We start from the raw sequence: 19,752 nt of genomic DNA, 5'->3' as shown, positions 1-19,752 counted from the left end.
AGTTCGTCCTCCCTCTTATGCTTCTTGTTCTTCTGTTTCTTCTTCGATGCCTAATTCTTTTTTGATCCAGTCATAGCCTTCTGCCTCTAAACGTTGTGCAAGCTCTGCACCACCTGATTTCACAATACGACCTTGCATCATTACATGTACATGATCTGGTGTAATGTAGTTTAATAGGCGTTGATAGTGTGTAATCATTAAGCAGCCAAAGCCTTCGCCACGCATTGCATTAATACCTTTTGATACAACTTTTAATGCATCAATATCAAGACCAGAGTCAATTTCATCTAAAATTGCAAATGTTGGCTTAATCATCATTAATTGAAGAATTTCATTACGTTTTTTCTCACCGCCAGAAAATCCTTCATTTAAGTAACGCTGTGCCATATCTTCATCCATTTCAAGGAATTCCATGTTCTTATCTAATTCGCGAATAAATTTCATTAATGAGATTTCATCGCCTTCTTCACGTCGTGCATTAATAGCTGAACGTAAGAAATCAGCATTTGTTACACCAGCGATTTCAGATGGATATTGCATTGCTAGGAATAAACCAGCTTGAGCACGCTCATCTACTTCCATTTCAAGCACATCTTCACCATCAAGTTCAACTCTACCTGAAGTAACTTCGTATTTTGGATGACCCATAATAGCAGATGCTAGTGTCGATTTACCAGTTCCGTTTGGTCCCATAATTGCGTGAATTTCATTTGTATTAATTGTAAGATTTACGCCTTTTAAAATCTCTTTCCCGTCGATTTCAACGTGAAGATCTTTAATTACTAAAGTTGACATGAAAATACCTCCATAGTGTTCAGTGAATGGATATCCATTCCTTAATTATCATCATTCTAATCTTAACTGAAAATTGTTCTCTATGCAAACCATTTCAATTACTTTCGGTTTTCTTAAATAAAATCTTGAAAAATAAAGACTTTGTAAGCATTTTCAGCTAGTTACTTAGCAAACTTATCAATGAGAATAACGTTTCTCCATTTTCAATAAATTACTTCTAATTGAGAATTAATTTCATCTAGCTACATAGTGGAAACCCCGTGAAAAGGGCGAATTATAGCGGTTTTCTAACAAAAATACATAGAGAGTGCTATCTATACTATAACCTTTTTCACGATAATGAAATCAATTAAGGAAACAAATATTTTAGCTATATGTTTAAAATAACCTGTAAACATTGATAGTCATTTTTCATCTTAAATACTATAATTAAAATAAAATCAATCTTATTTTTAGATTAATAGAGGTGAAAAGTTAGTGGAGTTACGTCAATTACGTTATTTTGTCGAGGTCGCTGAACGTGAACATATTTCAGAGGCTGCTGAGCATCTCCATGTTGCACAATCTGCCATTAGTCGGCAAATAGCAAATCTTGAAGATGAATTAGGCACGCCATTATTTGAACGTGTCGGTCGAAATGTAAAATTAACACCAATCGGAAAAATATTTCTTGAGCATACCATTACTGCTTTAAAAGCGATTGATTTTGCTGCCAAACAGGTAGAGGAATATCTTGATCCTGCCAAGGGCTCCATTAAAATCGGCTTTCCAACAAGTTTAGCTAGCTATGTACTGCCAACCGTTATATCTGCCTTTAAACGTGAATATCCTGATTTACAATTTCAGCTACGTCAGGGCTCCTATCGATTTTTAATCGATGCTGTTAAAAATCGAGATTTAAACCTAGCCTTTTTGGGACCACTTCCCCCAAAAGATGAATCCATTCAATCAACCATATTATTTACGGAAAATATCGCAGCCTTACTCCCAGCAAATCACCCATTAGCAAAAAGAGAAAGCATTCAACTCGCGGAATTAAGAAACGATCTCTTTGTGTTATTCCCAGACGGCTATATTTTGCATAAAGTAGCAATGGATGCTTGCCGTGCCGCAGGCTTTTTGCCAAATATCATTTCAGAGGGAGAAGACTTAGATGCATTAAAAGGTTTAGTTGCAGCAGGTATCGGCGTTAGCCTCTTGCCCGAAAGTTCACTTTATGATTCAACTGCTCGCTTTACCGTAAAGGTTCCAATTAAAGCACCTACAATTCCTAGAACTGTCGGCATTATTTCACCTGTTAATCGGGAAATTGCCCCATCTGAAATCATTTTTTTAGACTTTGTCAAAAACTTCTTCTCTCGCCTATCACAATTCCAATAAAAAAGTCGCCAATAAAGGCGATTCAGATTGTAGACAAAAGGAATCGAGCGTGAACTTCTCGATTCCTTTTGTCATTTTTTCTTCTATAGTGTTTATTTTTAATATATACATGCTTATGGGAAAATTTCTTTGTGTAGCATCAATAAATAGAGGGTCTGCATGGAGGAGTTCATGATGCATCATTTCTTTTGTGATGAATAGAGATTTCCTACTAATGGTTAGATGAAAAATCAATAGCAGCCTTTAATTTTCATACTAAATGGTCTTGGGAAAAATCGTTAGCATTTCTACTTGTTCAAGTTCATGAATTTGATGCTTTGTCATCAGGAGTGATCACCTCAAAAATTTACTTTTTATCAACATATGCATAAGGCGTTCTTTATGTAGAAGTTGATTGGAACGAAGGGCGGCGACTCCCGCGGAAAGCGTCCGCCCGTAGTGGCAATCAGCGGCTTTCCTTGATTTCATTGTAAAAGAAAAATGACTGTAGGCAAACTCAAAATTCATTGAGTTTGTCTACAGTCTGAGTCGCCAATAAAGGCGATTTTTTTATTGATTACTCACTAAAGAAAAAGAGCACATAGGTTGAAAGCCTATGTACTCTAAAATCTACTATTATTTTACGGGTACTACTGCACCTTTCCATTCCTCTAAAATAAAGTCTTGGATTTCTTGGGATGTTAGCACCTCTAATAATTTTTTAATTTCTTCTTTTGTTTCATCGCCTGCACGTACTGCAATAATATTTACATATGGAGATTCTTTATCCTCAAGAGAAATAGCATCCTCAATTGGGTTTAAGCCATTATCAATGGCAAAGTTAGAGTTAATTAAAACCGCATCTCCTTCATCGTTTTCATACATTTGTACAAGCATTTCAGGAGCTGTATTTGCATCAAATTCAAAGTTTTTAGGATTTTCTTCAATATCCTTTAATTCTGCTGCTGTTTTATCAATGCCTTCTTTTAATTTAATTAAGCCTTTAGCCTCTAATAATGATAGCATACGACCATGGTCAGATACTGAGTTAGAAAGTAAAATTGTTGCACCTTCTGGAAGCTCTTCTAAAGATTTATATTTTTTAGAGTAAATACCGATTGGCTCAATATGAACACCACCAGCATTTACAAAATCATAGCCATTATCTTTAATTTGCAACTCAAGGTAAGGAATATGTTGGAAGTAGTTTGCATCCAGCTCTTTTGATTCTAAATCTTGGTTTGGCAGTACATAATCTGTATACGTTTCAACTTCAAGATCAATACCTTGCTCAGCTAAAATCGGTTTTGCTTTTTCTAAAATGACAGCGTGTGGTGTATTAGAAGCACCTACTTTTAATGTTACATTTTCTTTACTATCTGTTTCCCCATCAGATGCTGAATTGGCATCCTCCTTTTTATCAGCACCACAAGCTGCTAAAGCTAGTACAAGTATTGATAAAAATAATCCTGCTAATAACTTCTTCATGTATAACACTCCCTTTTATTTTGTATAAAGTATGTTAGCGGTAAAAAACCGGAATAACCTGTTAACGTTTATCAATTTTTTCGGTAATCAAATCACCAATCCATTGAATAATAAATACAACCACTAATATCAAAATAGTTGCCATTAATGTCACATCTGTACGATTACGTTGGAAGCCGTCTAAGAAAGCTAAGTTACCAAGACCCCCCGCACCGATAATTCCTGCCATTGCTGTATAACCAACAAGCGCCACAGCCGTTACAGTAATACCTGAGATTAATGCTGGTAACGATTCAGGAATTAGTACCTTCCAAATAATTGTCGATGTCTTTGCACCCATTGAGCGAGCAGCTTCTATTACACCTTTATCAATTTCACGTAAAGCTATTAAAACCATGCGGGCATAAAATGGTGCTGCGCCAATAATTAATGCAGGCAATGCGGCATTGGCGCCACGAATTGTACCAAGTAAAAACTTTGTAAATGGAATTAATAAAATAATTAACACAATAAATGGAATAGAGCGGAAAATATTCACAAGTGAACCTGTTAAAAAGTTCACAATCTTATTAGCCCATAGCTGATTAGGACTTGTTAAAAAGAGCACAATTCCAATCACTAACCCTAAAACAAATGTCACAACAGTAGAGATGGCTGTCATATATAGTGTTTCATATGTAGCCTCCCACATATTTTCCCAGTCTACGTTCGGAAAGAGATTAGTTAGCATTTACAATCACCTCCGTTTGTACTTCGACTGTATTTAAGTAATCAAGTGCTGCTGCTACATTTGCCTCCGAGCCATCGATTTGTACAATTAATGTACCGTATGCTCCATTTTTTGTTTGCGAAATATTACCATGAACAATACTAACTTCCACATCAAATTGTTTAACTAGATGCGAAATAACAGGCTGCTCTGTTTTTTCACCTACAAAAATCAGTTTAACAAGTTGTCCAGTTGGATAATTGGCTTTGATTTGTGCTACTGTTTCCTGTGTTTCCTTTGTATCTGTAATTTGCGCTACAAATTTTTTCGTAATAGCTGCTTGCGGTGATTGGAAAACTTGTAATACCTCGCCACGCTCTACAATTTCGCCCGCTTCCATTACAGCCACACGATGACAAATTTTACGAATTACATGCATCTCATGGGTGATGAGCACAATGGTTAAACCTAGGCGTTCATTGATATCCACAAGCAAATCTAGAATTGCATCTGTCGTTTCAGGATCAAGCGCAGATGTTGCCTCATCACATAATAGCACCTCTGGATTATTGGCTAGTGCACGCGCTATGCCAACACGTTGCTTCTGTCCACCAGAAAGCTGTGATGGGTAAGCTTTATCACGCCCTTCCAATCCTACAAGTGCAATTAATTCTTTGACACGTGCCTCACGTTGCGCCTTTGGAACACCTGCAATCTCTAATGGAAAAGCAATATTTTCTGCAACGGTTCTAGACCATAGCAAATTAAAATGCTGGAAAATCATACTTACCTTTTGTCGAGCAGCTCGAAGCTTTTGCCCTTTAATGGATGAGAACTCTTGATCGTTCACTATAACCGTTCCTGATGTCGGTTTCTCTAGTCCATTTAATAAACGAATCATCGTACTTTTACCAGCACCACTATAGCCGATAATGCCAAAAATTTCACCTTTATCGATAGAGAGGTCTACGTTTTTGACTGCCGTTAATTCGCCATTTGCTGTTTTATATTTTTTTGTAATATTATGAAGCTGGATCATCGCCAATACTCCTCTTTTCTCATATAGAAAACCCCTTCACTCACAGACAAGCAGAAGGGGTTAGCGTATTTATACGTTTAACCGTTCTCTCATCTTTCAAAGAAGAATCTTTGAGTGATTTGGCACCTTTTCACACTGTGATGGTTGCCGGGCTTCATAGGGCACTTCCCTCCGCCACTCTTTATAAGAGTTCGATATATTTAATGTTTTCGTAATCTATGTGTTACTTTACCATGCCAGCAAAGTTCAGTCAATTGCTTTTTTTAATAATTCATATAAAAATGGTACGGATTGAAATGCATAGATCTTATTTGTCACTTTTCCGTCATCACAGACAAGCAAACAAGGAACACTTTCAATTTGATGCTCACTTGCAATATGCTCTAAAAAATTAATATTCGCTTTACCTAACTGCAGCTGTGGTAGTAATTGTTCAACAATTGTCATCATTTTCGATGCCACTGCACATGTTCCACACATTGGTGTATATAAATAAAATGCAGCTTGCTCTCCCGACTGTATAGCCGCTTCCCACTGCTCTGTTGACCATTCTTTCATTATTCACGCAACCTTACTTACAAAATATACTCATTATGGATGGAGAAATGTGCACGCAATAAAATCATCGCCAACACTTTTCTAGGTGTCGTTTCCACTTCCTTATAGGTTGGCATTGTACGCAAATGCTCAGCCTCTGGATAATGTCTGTCCATTAATGCACGTAGCTTATCACCTGAAGTATCTGCATCGAAAAATGTAAAAAGCTCGCAGCCCTCATACGGATCAAGCAACTCCTCTAATTGATGTACACCAATTGTGCCATTTGTACATAGTATTGTAACATTCTCATTTAAAATAGGCTCAATCTGAAGCTTATCTGAGCGTCCTTCTACTATCAAGCATTTTCCCTCGAACATTACGCCACCTCCAGTTTAGACATCCCCACTTATAAATTATTATATAATAAAAAACGCCGGTAGTTGCCGACGTTTTTTGATTATAGCTTGTCTTATTCTGCAATCATTTCTTCGTATTGCTCTGCTGTCATAAGTTTGTCAACTTCTGATGCATCAGCAGGCTCTACAACGATCATCCATGCTTTTTCATATGGTGATTCATTTACGAATTCTGGGCTATCTTCTAAATCTGCATTCACTTCAACAACAGTGCCTGAGATTGGCGCATATAATTCAGAAACTGTTTTTACTGATTCTACGCTACCGAATGGGTCATCTGTTTTGATTTCATCGCCAACTTGTGGAAGCTCAACAAATACGATATCTCCTAGCTCAGATTGTGCAAAGTGTGTAATACCAATACGTACTTTACCGTCTTCTACTTTTACCCATTCATGCTCTTCAGAATATCGTAAATCTTTAGGTGTGCTCATGCCAAAACCCCTCCATAAATATGTAATCGATTCACTTTCAGTGTGCCATATTTCTCCTATAAAAACAAGGAGAAATGCGGTTATTTCCAAGCTTGTTCAAAATCTGATTCTTTAAACCCTAAAGTAACGTTTTTTCCATCTGTTACAATTGGACGTTTGATTAACATGCCATCAGAAGCAAGCAATTCAAGCTGCTCCTCCTCTGTCATCTCAGCAAGCTTATCCTTTAATCCTAGCTCGCGATATTTCATGCCAGATGTATTGAAAAACTTCTTTAAAGGCAGTCCACTCGCCTGCCAAAATGCCTTGATCTCATCTTTTGTTGGCGTTTGCTCTACAATATGCACCTCTTGATAGGAAATATCATGATCATTTAACCACTTTTGTGCCTTTTTACATGTTGTACATTTTGGATAATGAATAAATTGAATCGTCATTAAAATGCTCCTCTACTGTTTTTTTATAGTATACCATCATAACTAGTTGGCTGGGCAGCTATCCGTCACCTTTACCATTCTATCCATCTATTTAGAGCTTCTATCCACCTTACCACCCTTCGCCCATAAAAAAACCTAGCTCTCCAGAAGAAATAGGAGCTAGGTTTCGCATCATCATATCATTAAACAATATATTTTTCTGCTTCAATTAATTTCACAGAAGCTTCGCGTTTTTTGGCAATTAAGTTGTATGGATTATTGCGTGTTAGCTTGCGCAATGCTGATAATGTCATACGTGCTACATCGCCATCTGCTGAAGCAAGAATTGTATCTTTTGCTTCTTTTTCGATTTCTGCGAATGCCTCCTGACAGAAAATTTGCGTATATAGCAATTTTTGATGTGCTTTTTCAGCACCATCACGAGCAATTGCCTTTTCTGTACGTAACACTGCAGATTCCATCGCAAATAATTGGTTGGCGATATTCGCAATATTCACCAAAACCTCTTGCTCTTGATCAAGCTTTGCACCAAAGCGTTGCGCTGCTAAGCCTGCTGCTAATACAGCAATTTTCTTCGCATTTTTCACTAAATATTTTTCTTGTGCTAGTGGCTCTGTGCCGATATCTTCTGGCATTAACATTAACAGCTCCTGCTGTAAGTTTTGCGCCACTTGTAATAATGGCAGCTCGCCTTTTAGTGCCTTTTTCATAAATGTGCCAGGTACAATCATACGGTTAATTTCATTTGTACCTTCGAAAATACGATTAATGCGAGAATCACGGTAAATACGCTCTACTTCATATTCAGCCATAAAGCCATAGCCACCATGTAGCTGTACCGCTTCATCCGCAATATAGTCTAAAGTTTCAGAACCAAATACTTTTGCAATGGAGCATTCAATCGCATACTCAGCAACAGCTCCTGCAATTACCTTCCCTTGCTTTTGCTCCTCAGGGCTTAGCTGGCTTAAACGATCCTCAAATAAACCTACTGTACGATAGTTTAATGATTCAGATGCATATAAATGAGAAGCCATTGTTGATAGTTTCTCTTTTGTTAAATTAAAGTCAGAAAGCTTTGTTTTAAATTGTTGACGTTGGTTGGTATATTGAATCGCAAGCTCTAATGCACGCTTAGAGCCACCAATTGTCCCAACACCTAGTTTATAACGACCAATATTTAAAATATTGAACGCAATAACATGACCACGACCAATTTCGCCTAATAGGTTTTCAACAGGTACCTCCGCATCTTCTAGCACTAATGTACGTGTAGATGAAGATTTAATCCCCATTTTCTTTTCTTCTGGTCCTACTGAAACGCCATTATAGCTTCGCTCTACGATAAATGCCGAGAATTTGTCGCCATCAATTTTCGCATAGACAACAAACACATCTGCAAAGCCTGCATTTGTAATCCATTGCTTTTCACCGTTTAAAATATAATGTGTGCCTGCATCATTGAGCTTCGCAGTCGTTTTTGCACCTAACGCATCTGAACCTGAACCTGGCTCTGTTAATGCATAGGCAGCAATTAATTCACCTGAAGCAAGCTTAGGTAAGTATTTTTGCTTTTGATCTTCATTACCGAATAATACGATTGGTAATGACCCAATCCCAACGTGTGCACCGTGTGTAATAGAGAAACCGCCTGCTACAGACATTTTTTCTGCAATTAAAGCAGAGGAAACTTTGTCTAAGCCAAGCCCTTCGTATTCTTCAGGTACATCTGCTCCAAGTAAGCCTAGCTCCCCCGCGCTTTTTAGCAGTCGTACGGAGTGCTCGAATTCATGATGCTCTAAATTTTCAACGACTGGTAATACTTCGTTTGCTACATATTCTTCTGTTGTTTTTGCAATCATTTTATGCTCATCTGTGAAATCCTCAGGTGTGAATACACGATCTAATTCCACATCTTCAATAAGAAACCCGCCGCCTTTAATGAAATCCGTTGTTTTTTCTGTCATGTTATATTCCTCCCAATATATCTAATGTAGTCCCCTATTTATAGAAAAGCCTGAGGCACAATGTTCGGAGGCAACCGGAAACAGTGCACCCCAAGCTGATCTAGCAAAATTATAAAATTTCAAATACGCCAGCAGCGCCCATACCGCCACCGATACACATTGTTACAACGCCATATTTCTTCCCTTGACGCTTCAATTCATGGATCAGCTTTAATGTTAAAATCGCCCCCGTTGCGCCTAGCGGATGACCTAATGCAATCGCTCCACCATTCACATTAACCTTCTCTTGGTCGATGCCTAAATGGCGTACCACCTGTAATGATTGTGAGGCAAATGCTTCATTAATTTCCCATAAATCAATATCTTCTATTGATAGTCCTGCAATTTCTAATGCCTTCGGTACTGCCACAATTGGACCGATACCCATTACCTCAGGCGGCACACCACCTACTGCAAATCCTAGGAATTTTGCCATTGGTGTCAAACCTTGTTTTTCCGCTTCTTCACGATCCATTACTAGTACAGCTGCTGCTCCATCAGATGTTTGAGAGGCATTACCAGCTGTTACAGAGCCTTTCACATGGAAGGCTGGACGTAGCTTTGCTAAGCCCTCTACAGATGTTCCTGGACGCACACCCTCATCCATACTAAATGTAAATTTTTTCACTTGCGGTTTATTATTCTCATCTACGTAATACTGTTCCACGTCGATTGGCACAATTTCATCATTGAATTTACCTTCTTTAATTGCCTTTTCAGCAAGCTCGTGTGAGCGAACAGCAAAAGCATCTTGGTCTTCACGACTAACATTATACTGACGAGCTACTTCCTCCGCTGTATGCCCCATGCCCATATAGTATTGTGGAGCTGTTTCCGCTAACGTTGGATTTAAACGTGGTGTATTTCCCACCATCGGGACCATGCTCATCGACTCTACGCCGCCAGCAAGAATTGCCTTTGAATGACCTAGCATAATTCGCTCTGCTGCATAGGCAATTGCCTGTAAGCCTGATGAGCAAAATCTATTAATCGTTAAAGCAGGCGTTGTATCTGGTAATCCTGCAAGTGCACCAATACTGCGTGCTACATTCATCCCTTGCTCTGCTTCTGGCATCGCACAGCCTAAAATTAAATCATCAACCGGTCCTTCATAGCCCGCTCTTTTCAATGTTTCTTTGACTACGACAGCACCAAAATCATCTGGTCTTACTGTTGCTAAAGAACCTTTTTTTGCTTTTCCAATTGGAGTTCGTGCTCCTGCTACAATAACGGCTTCACGCATCGTATTAATCCCCCTTTGTTTCATGTGCAAGAATTGTCTATTCCGTCTATTAGTTACGAAGTGGTTTACCTTTTAACAGCATGTGCTGCATTCGTTGCTGAGAAAGCGGGTCTGCTACTAGGCTTAAGAATGCCTCACGCTCTAGATTTAATAAATACTGTTCATCCACTAATGTGCCGTATGGAACCTTACCACCCGCAATTACATAGGCTAGTTTTTTAGCAATTTTTAAATCATGCTCGCTAATAAAGCCTGACTCAAACAGACCTTGCGCACCAATCAGTAATGTACCGTAGCCTGATGCACCAACCACTGGCACTTTTGTTGGTACAGGTGGTTGATAGCCTGCCTCATAAAGCGCTAATGCCGCTTGCTTTGCATCATATAATTGATGATCTGGATTCACAGAAATACCATCCGCAAAATTTAAGAAGTTATTTTCACGTGCTTCCTCACCAGAAGTTGAAACCTTTGCCATTGCAATTGTTTCAAATACTTTATTAGCAATATGCTGATAGTCTACCTCCACCCCATTTGGTAAACCTTTTAAGAACTTTTCATAAAGCGCCTTGTTGCCGCCACCGCCGGGAATTAAACCAACGCCTACTTCTACTAAGCCCATATACGTTTCCATCGTTGCCTGAATATGTGCAGCTGGTAAGCAAACCTCTGCTCCTCCGCCTAATGTCATACCAAATGGTGCTGCTACAACTGGCTTACGACAATATTTAATTTTTTGCATGGCATCTTGGAATGATTTAATAACGAAATCTAGCTCAAATATATTATCATCCTGTGCTTCTACTAAAATCATTCCTAGATTTGCCCCAACACAGAAGTTTTTCCCTTGATTACCGATGACTAAGCCCTTATAGTTAGCCTCTACTTCATCTACTGCAAAGTTAATCATTTGGATAATATCTAAGCCAATCGCATTTGATTGGGAATGGAATTCTAACAGCGCAATACCATCACCTAAATCTATTAAACTAGCACCTGTGTTTGATTTAATAACACCATGCTTTTTCTTATAGCGTTTTAAATTAATCTCTTTTTCATTGACTGGTACTTTTACATATTGCGAACCATTATAGTAAGCTAAATCACCATCTATTTCTGAATAGAAGGTATCAAAGCCATGTGCTAACATGTCTTTTACAAATGCTGGTACTTCTCGACCCTCTGCTTCCATTTTTGCTACAGAGTCCTTTACACCAAGAGCATCCCAAATTTCAAATGGTCCTTGCTGCCAGCCAAAGCCCCATTTCATCGCATTATCAATGGCTACGATATCATCTGCAATCTCACCATGAAGCTGTGCTGAGTAAATTAATGTTGGTGCAAAAATTCCCCATAGCAGCTCACCTGTACGATCCTTTGCATATGTTAATGCTTTTACTTTATTTGCTAATCCACGTGTTTGTTTTGCCATTTCAATAGAAGGTGTTTTTAATTTTTTTACTGGACTATATGCAAATGTTGTTGGGTCAATTTCAAGAATTTCTTTTCCTTGCTTTAAGAAGAAGCCTTGACCTGATTTCGCTCCAAGCCAACCATTTTCCACCATTTTTTGTAAAAATTCAGGTACTGCAAATACTTGCTGCTCCTCACCTGTTGTTTGATCGTAAACATTTTTCGCTACATGAATAAATGTATCTAAACCAACTACATCTAGCGTACGGAAAGTTGCAGACTTTGGACGGCCGATAAGCGGACCTGTTACAGAGTCTACCTCACCAACAGAGTAACCCCCTTTTAACATTTCCTGTAAAGTAATTAATAAACCATAAGTGCCAATGCGGTTGGCAATAAAGTTTGGTGTATCCTTTGCAAGTACAACACCTTTTCCAAGTACATCTTCACCAAATGTTTTCATAAAGCTTACAACTTCAGGTGCAGTTGTATCAGCTGGAATTACCTCTAGTAATTTTAAATAGCGAGGTGGATTGAAAAAGTGTGTTCCTAGGAAATGCTTTTTAAAATCATCTGAGCGTCCCTCTGCCATGGCATTAATGCTAATGCCTGATGTATTAGAGCTAATAATTGTGCCCGGTGTGTGAATCGCATCAATTTTTTCATACAAACTTTGTTTAATTGCTAAGTTTTCTACAACAACTTCGATAATCCAATCGACATCCTTTAATTTATCTAAATCATCCTCAAAGTTGCCGACCGTTAGTAGTGATAAATTTTTCTTAGAAGTAAGTGGTGCTGGCTTTTGCTTTAATAACTTTTGCAAGGCTCCGTTGACAATACGATTTCTAACAGCTGGATGCTCTAAAGAAAGTCCCTTTGCCTCTTCCTCTTGCGTCAGTTCCTTTGGTGCAATATCCAATAGTAGTGTCGGTATACCGATATTTGCTAAATGTGCTGCAATTCCAGAGCCCATCACCCCAGAACCTAGAACAGCTGCTTTTTGAATGTTGTAAGTCACAAGCAATTCCCCCTTATTCTCCCATTGAATGAATAGCCATTCATTTTTTGACCAAAAAAATATCAAGTGTAACCTTAGTGATTTTTTATTCTGTGTTGAATTTTTCAACCGAATACAGCTAAGGCTTATCTCCATTTGCATTAGGTAATGAAGATAAAACTACTTTTTCTGTTTTTAGTGTAGATTATTTTGTTTAATTTAGCAATCTTTTTTCACGATTTATTTTTGCACTATACAACTTTTTTCGTTTTTTACGAGCGAAAAGCACACAATAAGTAGCGAACATTACAGCGAAACAGAAAACTTTCCGACTGCACAAAAAATGTGTAGAATGGAAGGCAAGGAGCGTGAATACTATGAAAACAATTACTACTACAGAACAATTTAATGAACTAATTGCTGGTGACCAAAAGGTGCTAGTAAAATTCTATGCAGGCTGGTGTCCAGATTGCACGCGTATGAATATGTTTATCGACCCAATTATCGAGGAATACAGCCAATATGATTGGTATGAGCTAAACCGTGATGAGCTACCAGAAATCGCAGAAAAATATGATGTGATGGGCATTCCAAGCTTATTAATTTTCCAAAACGGTGAAAAGCTTGCACACTTACATAGTGCAAACGCTAAAACACCTCAGCAAGTAACTGAGTTTTTAGCTGCCCAACAATAACCAACGAGCTGCATTCTTTTCATAGAATGCAGCTCTTTTTGAAAGGACACGATAGGATGCGCCAACAATTGATTTTAACTGGAACATCACAATATGATGCATCTGTTGCACCAAGCTATCGCAACTCTGCCTGTGGGCCAGCAACAATTTATGTGATTTTAAACTACTTCAACAAATCAGCCCCTAGCATTAACGAGCTATATCAACAGCTTGGTAGCACAAAAATTGGTTTATTTAAGTGGCGGCTTATTTATTATCTTCGTCGCTTACAGCCAACTTGGGATATTCGCGGCTGTTCCTTAAAGGAAGCTTTACAGGAAATTGACGCAGGTCGTCCTGTTGCAATGCGCTTTGATCGCTATTTTAGTCTAAATTGGCGAGATCAAACCTCTACCTTTGCCTACCATTGGGTCCCCCTTATTGGCTATGAAATAAAAAATGACCAGCTATGGCTGATTTTTCATGATAATGGTGGCCCAAATCGTAATAGCAAAATTCAGCAAGCACTATTCCACAATAATGCAAAGGTGCTATCTTTTGTAAAAATTACACCGAATACAACGAACGAGCATGCTTGGCAATAAGCGTATAGCCACGCTCCTCTATCTCTTGAAACGTTTGTCGTTCATATTTTGGCAATACTAAGCTTGTAAAATCCGCTTCGATTGGTACATCTGTTTGAATGGTTGCAAGCTCATGTGATAATTGCAACATCTCTAGATTTTCTTGAATTTTTGTTCGTTGGCCAGGCTTTAATTCATCCAGTGATGCCAAAATATTATCGATAGAGCCATATGTTTGAATTAACGTAAGTGCCTGCTTAGGGCCGATGCCTTTTACACCTGGATAGCCATCACTCGTATCTCCCATAAAGGCTTTCACTTGAGCAAATTGTGCTGGCTCAATACGGTACTCCTCTTGAAAGCGCGCATGTGTATAGATATCGTATTCTGTATAGCCTTTTTTGGTAAAAGCAATCTCTGTGGATGGTCTTAAAAGCTGAAGTAAATCTTTATCGCCACTAATAACCGTAATATCCGCCTCATCCTGCCATTTGGTAATCATAGAGCCGATTAAATCATCGGCTTCCATTCCTTCTACGCCAAAATTTTGCCAGCCGATTTGCTGTGCTAAATTTTTTGCCATATCGAATTGTGGCAGCATCTCCTCTGGTGGTGCTGGACGATTTGCTTTATAGCCATCAAATAAATCATTGCGGAATGTATGTGCGCCCATATCCCAGCAAACAGCCATATGGGTTGGCTTCATAATGGATTGTGCCGTGAGTACATGGCGTACAAACCCTTGCGCACCATTTGTTGGTGTCCCATCTGCAAGTCGGATAAAATGTCCCATTGCCGCAGAGGCAAAAAAGGAGCGAAATAACAGTGCCATACCGTCAACAATTAATAGCTTTGGTTTTGTTGTCATACTAAAATCCTCTCTATTTCAATACAAGGTTTGCTCTTTCATATTATAACAAACTTTCAATTATAGGCTTTGTCCATCTAGTGCTTTTACAGCATCGCCTTTCCTTTTTTGGAAATACGATTACGATGATCCAATTGAATGCCTGTTAACCATTGTAAAAATGCTGTAACGCCTATTTTTACGGTTTCTGGTCGAAGCGTGCCTTCCTTTGGGTCTGCATAGACAAAATCAATATGCCGAACCCCTTCATTTTCGCCAATCAGCTTAAGAATATCAAATAATTCATAGGCTGTTAAACCACCTGGTGTTGCTGCTGGCACATCTCGTGCAAACATAATATCCAGTGCATCTAAATCAACAGATACATAAATTCGATCTACCTCATACATCAGCTGACGCAGCATTTCACGTATTGTTAGCTGAATGCCATCACGTCGCATTTGCTTTAAAGTAATCATATGAATACCTTGCTCTCGTGCATAATGAATCATTTCCGGGGAATTGAAAAAGCCATGTAAGCCAACATTATAGATATGCTCCCCCTTTACAATTCCTGCCGCTATTAGCTGATGAATTGGTGAATCCTGTGCTAAGCCAATCTCCTCCTGATTTCTTGCATCTAAATGTGTATCAATTTGAATCACACCAATGCGATCCTGTGGAAAAGCATTTTTTATCCCTTTTAATGAGCATGCTGTAATCGCATGGTCGCCTCCTATTAAACAAGTAAAGCTTTTTGGATAGGCGATGCTTAAATTTTCTGCTGCTGCTTCAATCGCAGACTCTGATAGCATTCTATCATTTTCATTAATTGCTACATCCCCAATATCAGCAACAGCCAGCGCACGTAAATTTATTTGCTCATCCAAATTATACGATTGAAAGCTTGGCCACACTTTCCGAAAGGCATGCGGATATTGCGCTGTCATCGTCCTTTCGCTGGCATATGATAATAAAGCACCATATACAATAATATCCACATCATTTGGGTTAGGATTCGCCTGTTGCTTAATCCATTGATGTAATGCTGAACCATTTTCCTGCTTCCATTGGCATTTTGGTTGTATAAACATATTCATCTCCACCTTTATATTATTTCGCCTCAAGTCAAATTGACCTATGCCAACTTATACTCTCCTTAAAATGACCTAATAGATATTTTATTAACGTTATAGTACCATTTGTACACATATCTTCGTTATGTTTTTCTCCTACTTCTAAAAATTTTTCTTGATTGCGACTATGTATAAGCAGCAAAAAAGGCATCTCAAAGATCATTTGAGATACCTCTTTCTGAATGGAGGCATAGTGCTGCCACCTCATGCATCGAATAGCTTTTAAAATTATATTGATTGCGCAATTCCTGAAAATAACATAATAGCTCCTCTAGCATTGCTAAATTTTTATCAATATGCTTCCCAAAATTATGAGGATGCCACCATAAGTGATAAAATGCTTGTGCTTTAGCAGCCTCTAGCATCCCTTCTTTTATACGCTTGATCTTTAACCTTTCAAACACACGCAACGGGCTACAGTAAGGTCGTAAAAAAGCACTTGCACGAATATTAAGCAGTGGTTCCTTTTGTATGTCTTCAAATGTCACTATATGATGACCCGTTAAATTAATATAACTATCTAACCATTGCTTTGCTCCTTGCCATCTGCTCTGTGACGCATTGTACAAGACATGATTGATTGGACCTCTATAGCAAATATAGCCCGCTTTTAAGCATGCATGAAAATAGTCTTTGTTTATTTGATGGTGTGGAAAGGTAATCGATTTTATAGGAGTAATATAGCCATCCGTAATTATTTTCATTGCATATAAATCTGCTGCAAAATCTGCTGCTGTTTGCCCTTTCTCTAAACAATAAAAATGTGAAAAGGTATGGCTTGCTATTTCCTGATAAGGTGTACGTTTAATCTCCTCGATTAAGGATTTACCAAAATGTAAAGGGTCCACTTGCTCATTATCGCCTACTTTTGCAAGCTGCGTATATGCTGCATAGCGCATTTGTTCATATTTAACGGGGATACCTCGTAAATAATGTGCCATCTCTGCCTTTGATTCTGCAAACAATAGCCCAACTGTTGCCCATGTTGCATGGATATGATAGCGCTCAAATAATGCTAATATTCGAGGCAGGGCATTGCGTACACCGTATAAGTTTTTATTGTATTGTCCATAGCGAAAAGTATCATGGACACCCCAATTTAGCTCAAAATCTAATGAAATAATCAGACCCCCGCCATTCATACTGCTACTTCCTCCATTTTTGTATGCCTAGTAGCAATGCACGTATTTTAGATGGTGCAATATAGCCCGAATACACATTGACAACCTGTCCGCCAAAGCTTTGCTTAAAGGCTTTTACATTTGGATTATCTGTTAATGCACCCATATCATATAAAATAAAACCTTGCTCTTTTAAATGAAGCAAATTGTGCCAAAGTAAAAAGCGATTGGCATAACGTAGTGGTCGTTTTAAAGCAGGTGCGATCGTTGCTGCATCACAAGTTGCTTCATAATAGGATAACGCTTTTTGGGCATGGACAATATCAAGTCGATAACATAGTGTTTGTCCACACATACTTCGAATTTCAGATAATAATAAAGCTCCCTGCTGATTTAATAAGAGGATCGTTGCCATTTGTGACTTACCAATGCCCTCAAGCTTTTTCCGTTTGGCAAACTGATTATAAAACTGTTGAAAGGCTCGTAAATTCTCCTCTGATGGCTCTTGATACAGAATCACTTGATAGCATTCCTTTTGTGCGCGTCGTAAAATTTTTCGATTGCCCTCTGACAGCGCTAAATACAATGAAAGCTCATGCTCTTGAAGTGCAATATGAACCGCCTCACTTCGTACAAGCTTGCGACTTGGTACAAGTGAATGTGTATAACCTACAACCTTCATGGATTTTCGAATATTCGCTGGCTTTTCTAACAAATAAAAATGCTGCATTGCGATATTCCATCGCTTACTTTTAATGGACAGAATGAACATCGCCCCCACTCTCTCTATATTTTTCAATACGCTGCGACTCAAAACGAGCCAATTTACAATGTTTTATTCGAGAAATAGGTTGATAGCCTAATTGTGTTAAGCGTTTTCGTTTCCGCCATTGCCAAAAGCTTGTCGCTACCCATAGCGCTTGTTCAGGTTTGATAGTGCGAAAATAAGCTGTGATAATACCAATTTGCCTAGCATCATCATAGGTTAAATAACAGGTTTCCTTTGGTAAAGCTTTGGCAATTTGCAATGTATCCATATGCCAATGTGAGGCATGTAACGCAAACGCTGGCTTATTCGTTTCTGCAAAAGAATCTTTATAAATCATATATCCCTTCTTAAAGAGAGCCATTAGCTCTTCTTGTTCTAGCTGCATCGCTTCCTGAATTGACATTTCCTCAAATAGATGACCAATGGGTTGCTGTGGAGCAACAACCGTCGATGGGGATAATTCATATAAAGTCACTTGTTGCAAACGAATAAATTTTTCTACGAATTGTTGTCCATATTCTAGCCAATCTTTTATCTTTCCATACTTTACTAAAGTTCGTGTATGTCCAAATCTAGGCTGCTGCCAATGCTGATTACCCTTTGCAAGCCTTTTTAGACGCTCCTTTAGCGCTAACAAGCCAGCCAGTAATTTTGTCCGCTTAGTAGCACTATTAGCCAGCATATCTCTTGAAAAATCAACACCAGAGCGCCACTCTAATTTATACGGCTTATAGCCAATCCCCATATCAAATAATCGATATTTGGCAGCAAGAGCTCGCTGAATCGTGTCCTGATTAGCGATGCGATCAATATGAAATAACTGAAATAAAGGTTCAATTGCTTGTGCATAAGCTATATAACGCCCACGGCAACAAAGCCCATATGTGCAGGCAATCCATTGATTTTCAAACATAAGTGCATTGACCTTTACTTGCAATGCCTCCCCTTGTAGCATTGTTAGACGCTCAAAAAAATCCCTGCTCTTGCCTCTTGTAAAGTCACTTGCGTCAAAGCCTTTACGCTGCTGACGATCAAATAATCGAAACATTTGCCAAAGCTCATCCTGCACAGGTACATGTTTTATTAATAAGCCTAAATTCCGCAGCTTGCTTTCCTGCTGATTGGTTGTTGGCAAATGACCTTGCTGCTCTGATAAAGCAAGATACGGTGTCACTACTCGAAAAATAGTAACAGGCAATTGTTTTTCCACAAAGTATTGCTCAATGACTTTAGTCGATAGCTTACTTTCTAATAAACCATGCAATGCAAAAATAATATGCTGATGCTTGGCAAGAAGCTCGTCCAATACAAAATTTGTAGCTTGCAGTAACCATTCTTTTTTAGCGATAATTTCTGTGTAATTAGCGAACTGTTCACCTGCAAAGCTATAGATTTTTATCCCCCACTGCATAGCTACAGTAAAAGGGAAAAAGGCAATAATCATCCCTTGATGTTCAACAGCATAAAGCTCTACTTGCGCTTTACGACCTAGTATTTGCCACCAATTATAAAACCAAGCAAATTCAATAAAGGGGTTATCATTGTTCTCTTGTTCTAACATATCGTCCCAAATTTCCTTGTACCACATCAGCTCATCATCTGTTCGAATACGAATTAACTGCAAGAATATCCCCTTTCCTTTCAATATTCACAATCTATTAATATTGTACATACCGTTATATATGTATATTAAAAATTTATAGAAATATGAAAAAAGAGTTATCAACACAATAGGTTGAATA

At 38.4% G+C, this 19,752-nt stretch carries 19 protein-coding genes and 1 riboswitch; of the genes, 3 read left to right on the top strand and 16 right to left on the bottom strand.

The annotated features are described in order from the left end of the window. Positions 1-15: 15 nt before the first annotated feature. On the bottom strand, positions 16-795 hold the full coding sequence (gene sufC, locus ACIQVU_RS13725) for a Fe-S cluster assembly ATPase SufC (RefSeq protein ID WP_402896008.1): 780 nt from the start codon (positions 793-795) through the stop codon (positions 16-18). A 477-nt stretch (positions 796-1,272) separates the two neighbouring features. Between sufC and gltC the strand changes: the two genes are divergently transcribed. Further along, on the top strand, positions 1,273-2,175 hold the full coding sequence (gltC, locus tag ACIQVU_RS13720) for a glutamate biosynthesis transcriptional regulator GltC (protein WP_340807217.1): 903 nt from the start codon (positions 1,273-1,275) through the stop codon (positions 2,173-2,175). Between the two features lie 615 nt (positions 2,176-2,790). Here gltC and ACIQVU_RS13715 read toward each other — a convergent pair. From ACIQVU_RS13715 to ACIQVU_RS13670, 10 genes are all read right to left on the bottom strand, one after another. After that, on the bottom strand, positions 2,791-3,642 hold the full coding sequence (locus tag ACIQVU_RS13715) for a MetQ/NlpA family ABC transporter substrate-binding protein (protein WP_402896006.1): 852 nt from the start codon (positions 3,640-3,642) through the stop codon (positions 2,791-2,793). Between the two features lie 61 nt (positions 3,643-3,703). Beyond that, entirely contained in the window at positions 3,704-4,372 is a 669-nt protein-coding gene (locus ACIQVU_RS13710; RefSeq protein ID WP_340807221.1) for a methionine ABC transporter permease, read from the bottom strand. After that, on the bottom strand, positions 4,362-5,390 hold the full coding sequence (locus ACIQVU_RS13705; protein WP_340807223.1) for a methionine ABC transporter ATP-binding protein: 1,029 nt from the start codon (positions 5,388-5,390) through the stop codon (positions 4,362-4,364). The genes ACIQVU_RS13710 and ACIQVU_RS13705 overlap by 11 nt, the downstream gene beginning before the upstream one ends. Positions 5,391-5,476: 86 nt before the next feature. Beyond that, a riboswitch (SAM riboswitch) is annotated at positions 5,477-5,580 on the bottom strand. A 56-nt stretch (positions 5,581-5,636) separates the two neighbouring features. After that, complete coding sequence (locus ACIQVU_RS13700) at positions 5,637-5,948, bottom strand: thioredoxin family protein (protein ID WP_340807224.1); 312 nt, start codon at positions 5,946-5,948, stop codon at positions 5,637-5,639. Positions 5,949-5,965: 17 nt separating this feature from the next. Then, positions 5,966-6,307, bottom strand: a complete 342-nt coding sequence (locus tag ACIQVU_RS13695; RefSeq protein WP_004228229.1) for a toprim domain-containing protein — start codon at positions 6,305-6,307, stop codon at positions 5,966-5,968. Between the two features lie 92 nt (positions 6,308-6,399). Beyond that, positions 6,400-6,780, bottom strand: coding sequence for a glycine cleavage system protein GcvH (gcvH, locus tag ACIQVU_RS13690; protein WP_340807231.1), 381 nt, complete (start codon positions 6,778-6,780; stop codon positions 6,400-6,402). A gap of 80 nt (positions 6,781-6,860) precedes the next feature. Continuing rightward, positions 6,861-7,217 carry an arsenate reductase family protein gene (locus ACIQVU_RS13685; RefSeq protein WP_340807233.1) on the bottom strand — a complete coding sequence of 119 codons (357 nt, stop codon included), beginning with the start codon at positions 7,215-7,217 and terminating at the stop codon, positions 6,861-6,863. A 182-nt stretch (positions 7,218-7,399) separates the two neighbouring features. Continuing rightward, complete coding sequence (locus ACIQVU_RS13680) at positions 7,400-9,184, bottom strand: acyl-CoA dehydrogenase family protein (protein ID WP_340807234.1); 1,785 nt, start codon at positions 9,182-9,184, stop codon at positions 7,400-7,402. Positions 9,185-9,293: 109 nt separating this feature from the next. Continuing rightward, positions 9,294-10,466, bottom strand: coding sequence for an acetyl-CoA C-acetyltransferase (locus ACIQVU_RS13675; protein ID WP_340807235.1), 1,173 nt, complete (start codon positions 10,464-10,466; stop codon positions 9,294-9,296). Between the two features lie 49 nt (positions 10,467-10,515). Then, a complete protein-coding gene (locus ACIQVU_RS13670; RefSeq protein ID WP_402896001.1) occupies positions 10,516-12,900 on the bottom strand; it encodes a 3-hydroxyacyl-CoA dehydrogenase/enoyl-CoA hydratase family protein in 2,385 nt (794 codons plus the stop codon). Between the two features lie 356 nt (positions 12,901-13,256). On the opposite strand from ACIQVU_RS13670, the gene ACIQVU_RS13665 reads away from it, so the two are divergent. Together ACIQVU_RS13665 and ACIQVU_RS13660 are read left to right on the top strand one after the other, a co-directional pair. Continuing rightward, complete coding sequence (locus ACIQVU_RS13665) at positions 13,257-13,574, top strand: thioredoxin family protein (RefSeq protein WP_340807237.1); 318 nt, start codon at positions 13,257-13,259, stop codon at positions 13,572-13,574. A gap of 56 nt (positions 13,575-13,630) precedes the next feature. Further along, positions 13,631-14,158, top strand: a complete 528-nt coding sequence (locus ACIQVU_RS13660) for a C39 family peptidase (protein ID WP_340807239.1) — start codon at positions 13,631-13,633, stop codon at positions 14,156-14,158. On the opposite strand, the gene ACIQVU_RS13655 is transcribed toward ACIQVU_RS13660, so the two are convergent. From ACIQVU_RS13655 to ACIQVU_RS13635, 5 genes are all read right to left on the bottom strand, one after another. Then, positions 14,121-15,005 (bottom strand): 5'-3' exonuclease, encoded by an 885-nt coding sequence (locus ACIQVU_RS13655; RefSeq protein WP_340807241.1) that lies wholly within the window; start codon positions 15,003-15,005, stop codon positions 14,121-14,123. The genes ACIQVU_RS13660 and ACIQVU_RS13655 overlap by 38 nt on opposite strands. An 86-nt stretch (positions 15,006-15,091) precedes the next feature. Continuing rightward, entirely contained in the window at positions 15,092-16,078 is a 987-nt protein-coding gene (locus ACIQVU_RS13650; RefSeq protein WP_402895998.1) for an agmatinase family protein, read from the bottom strand. Between the two features lie 194 nt (positions 16,079-16,272). Then, positions 16,273-17,262 carry a polysaccharide deacetylase family protein gene (locus tag ACIQVU_RS13645; protein WP_340807243.1) on the bottom strand — a complete coding sequence of 330 codons (990 nt, stop codon included), beginning with the start codon at positions 17,260-17,262 and terminating at the stop codon, positions 16,273-16,275. A gap of 4 nt (positions 17,263-17,266) precedes the next feature. After that, positions 17,267-18,013, bottom strand: a complete 747-nt coding sequence (locus ACIQVU_RS13640) for a hypothetical protein (protein ID WP_402895996.1) — start codon at positions 18,011-18,013, stop codon at positions 17,267-17,269. After that, complete coding sequence (locus ACIQVU_RS13635; protein ID WP_340807246.1) at positions 17,994-19,634, bottom strand: GNAT family N-acetyltransferase; 1,641 nt, start codon at positions 19,632-19,634, stop codon at positions 17,994-17,996. Before ACIQVU_RS13635 ends, ACIQVU_RS13640 begins: the two co-directional genes overlap by 20 nt. Between the last annotated feature and the right edge of the window lie 118 nt (positions 19,635-19,752).

The organism is Lysinibacillus sp. NPDC098008 (assembly GCF_044760715.1).
Taxonomy (GTDB): Bacteria; Bacillota; Bacilli; order Bacillales_A; family Planococcaceae; genus Lysinibacillus.
This window is presented reverse-complemented; position numbering and strand designations above follow the sequence as displayed.

Excerpts from the sequence above, each read along its gene's own strand:
- sufC (WP_402896008.1), bottom strand. The coding sequence starts at position 795 with ATGTCAACTTTAGTAATTAAAGATCTTCACGTTGAAATCGACGGGAAA.
- ACIQVU_RS13715 (WP_402896006.1), bottom strand. The coding sequence starts at position 3,642 with ATGAAGAAGTTATTAGCAGGATTATTTTTATCAATACTTGTACTAGCT.
- ACIQVU_RS13710 (WP_340807221.1), bottom strand. The coding sequence starts at position 4,372 with ATGCTAACTAATCTCTTTCCGAACGTAGACTGGGAAAATATGTGGGAG.
- ACIQVU_RS13705 (WP_340807223.1), bottom strand. The coding sequence starts at position 5,390 with ATGATCCAGCTTCATAATATTACAAAAAAATATAAAACAGCAAATGGC.
- ACIQVU_RS13700 (WP_340807224.1), bottom strand. The coding sequence starts at position 5,948 with ATGAAAGAATGGTCAACAGAGCAGTGGGAAGCGGCTATACAGTCGGGA.
- ACIQVU_RS13695 (WP_004228229.1), bottom strand. The coding sequence starts at position 6,307 with ATGTTCGAGGGAAAATGCTTGATAGTAGAAGGACGCTCAGATAAGCTT.
- gcvH (WP_340807231.1), bottom strand. The coding sequence starts at position 6,780 with ATGAGCACACCTAAAGATTTACGATATTCTGAAGAGCATGAATGGGTA.
- ACIQVU_RS13685 (WP_340807233.1), bottom strand. The coding sequence starts at position 7,217 with ATGACGATTCAATTTATTCATTATCCAAAATGTACAACATGTAAAAAG.
- ACIQVU_RS13680 (WP_340807234.1), bottom strand. The coding sequence starts at position 9,184 with ATGACAGAAAAAACAACGGATTTCATTAAAGGCGGCGGGTTTCTTATT.
- ACIQVU_RS13675 (WP_340807235.1), bottom strand. The coding sequence starts at position 10,466 with ATGCGTGAAGCCGTTATTGTAGCAGGAGCACGAACTCCAATTGGAAAA.
- ACIQVU_RS13665 (WP_340807237.1), top strand. The coding sequence starts at position 13,257 with ATGAAAACAATTACTACTACAGAACAATTTAATGAACTAATTGCTGGT.
- ACIQVU_RS13660 (WP_340807239.1), top strand. The coding sequence starts at position 13,631 with ATGCGCCAACAATTGATTTTAACTGGAACATCACAATATGATGCATCT.
- ACIQVU_RS13655 (WP_340807241.1), bottom strand. The coding sequence starts at position 15,005 with ATGACAACAAAACCAAAGCTATTAATTGTTGACGGTATGGCACTGTTA.
- ACIQVU_RS13650 (WP_402895998.1), bottom strand. The coding sequence starts at position 16,078 with ATGTTTATACAACCAAAATGCCAATGGAAGCAGGAAAATGGTTCAGCA.
- ACIQVU_RS13645 (WP_340807243.1), bottom strand. The coding sequence starts at position 17,262 with ATGAATGGCGGGGGTCTGATTATTTCATTAGATTTTGAGCTAAATTGG.
- ACIQVU_RS13640 (WP_402895996.1), bottom strand. The coding sequence starts at position 18,013 with ATGTTCATTCTGTCCATTAAAAGTAAGCGATGGAATATCGCAATGCAG.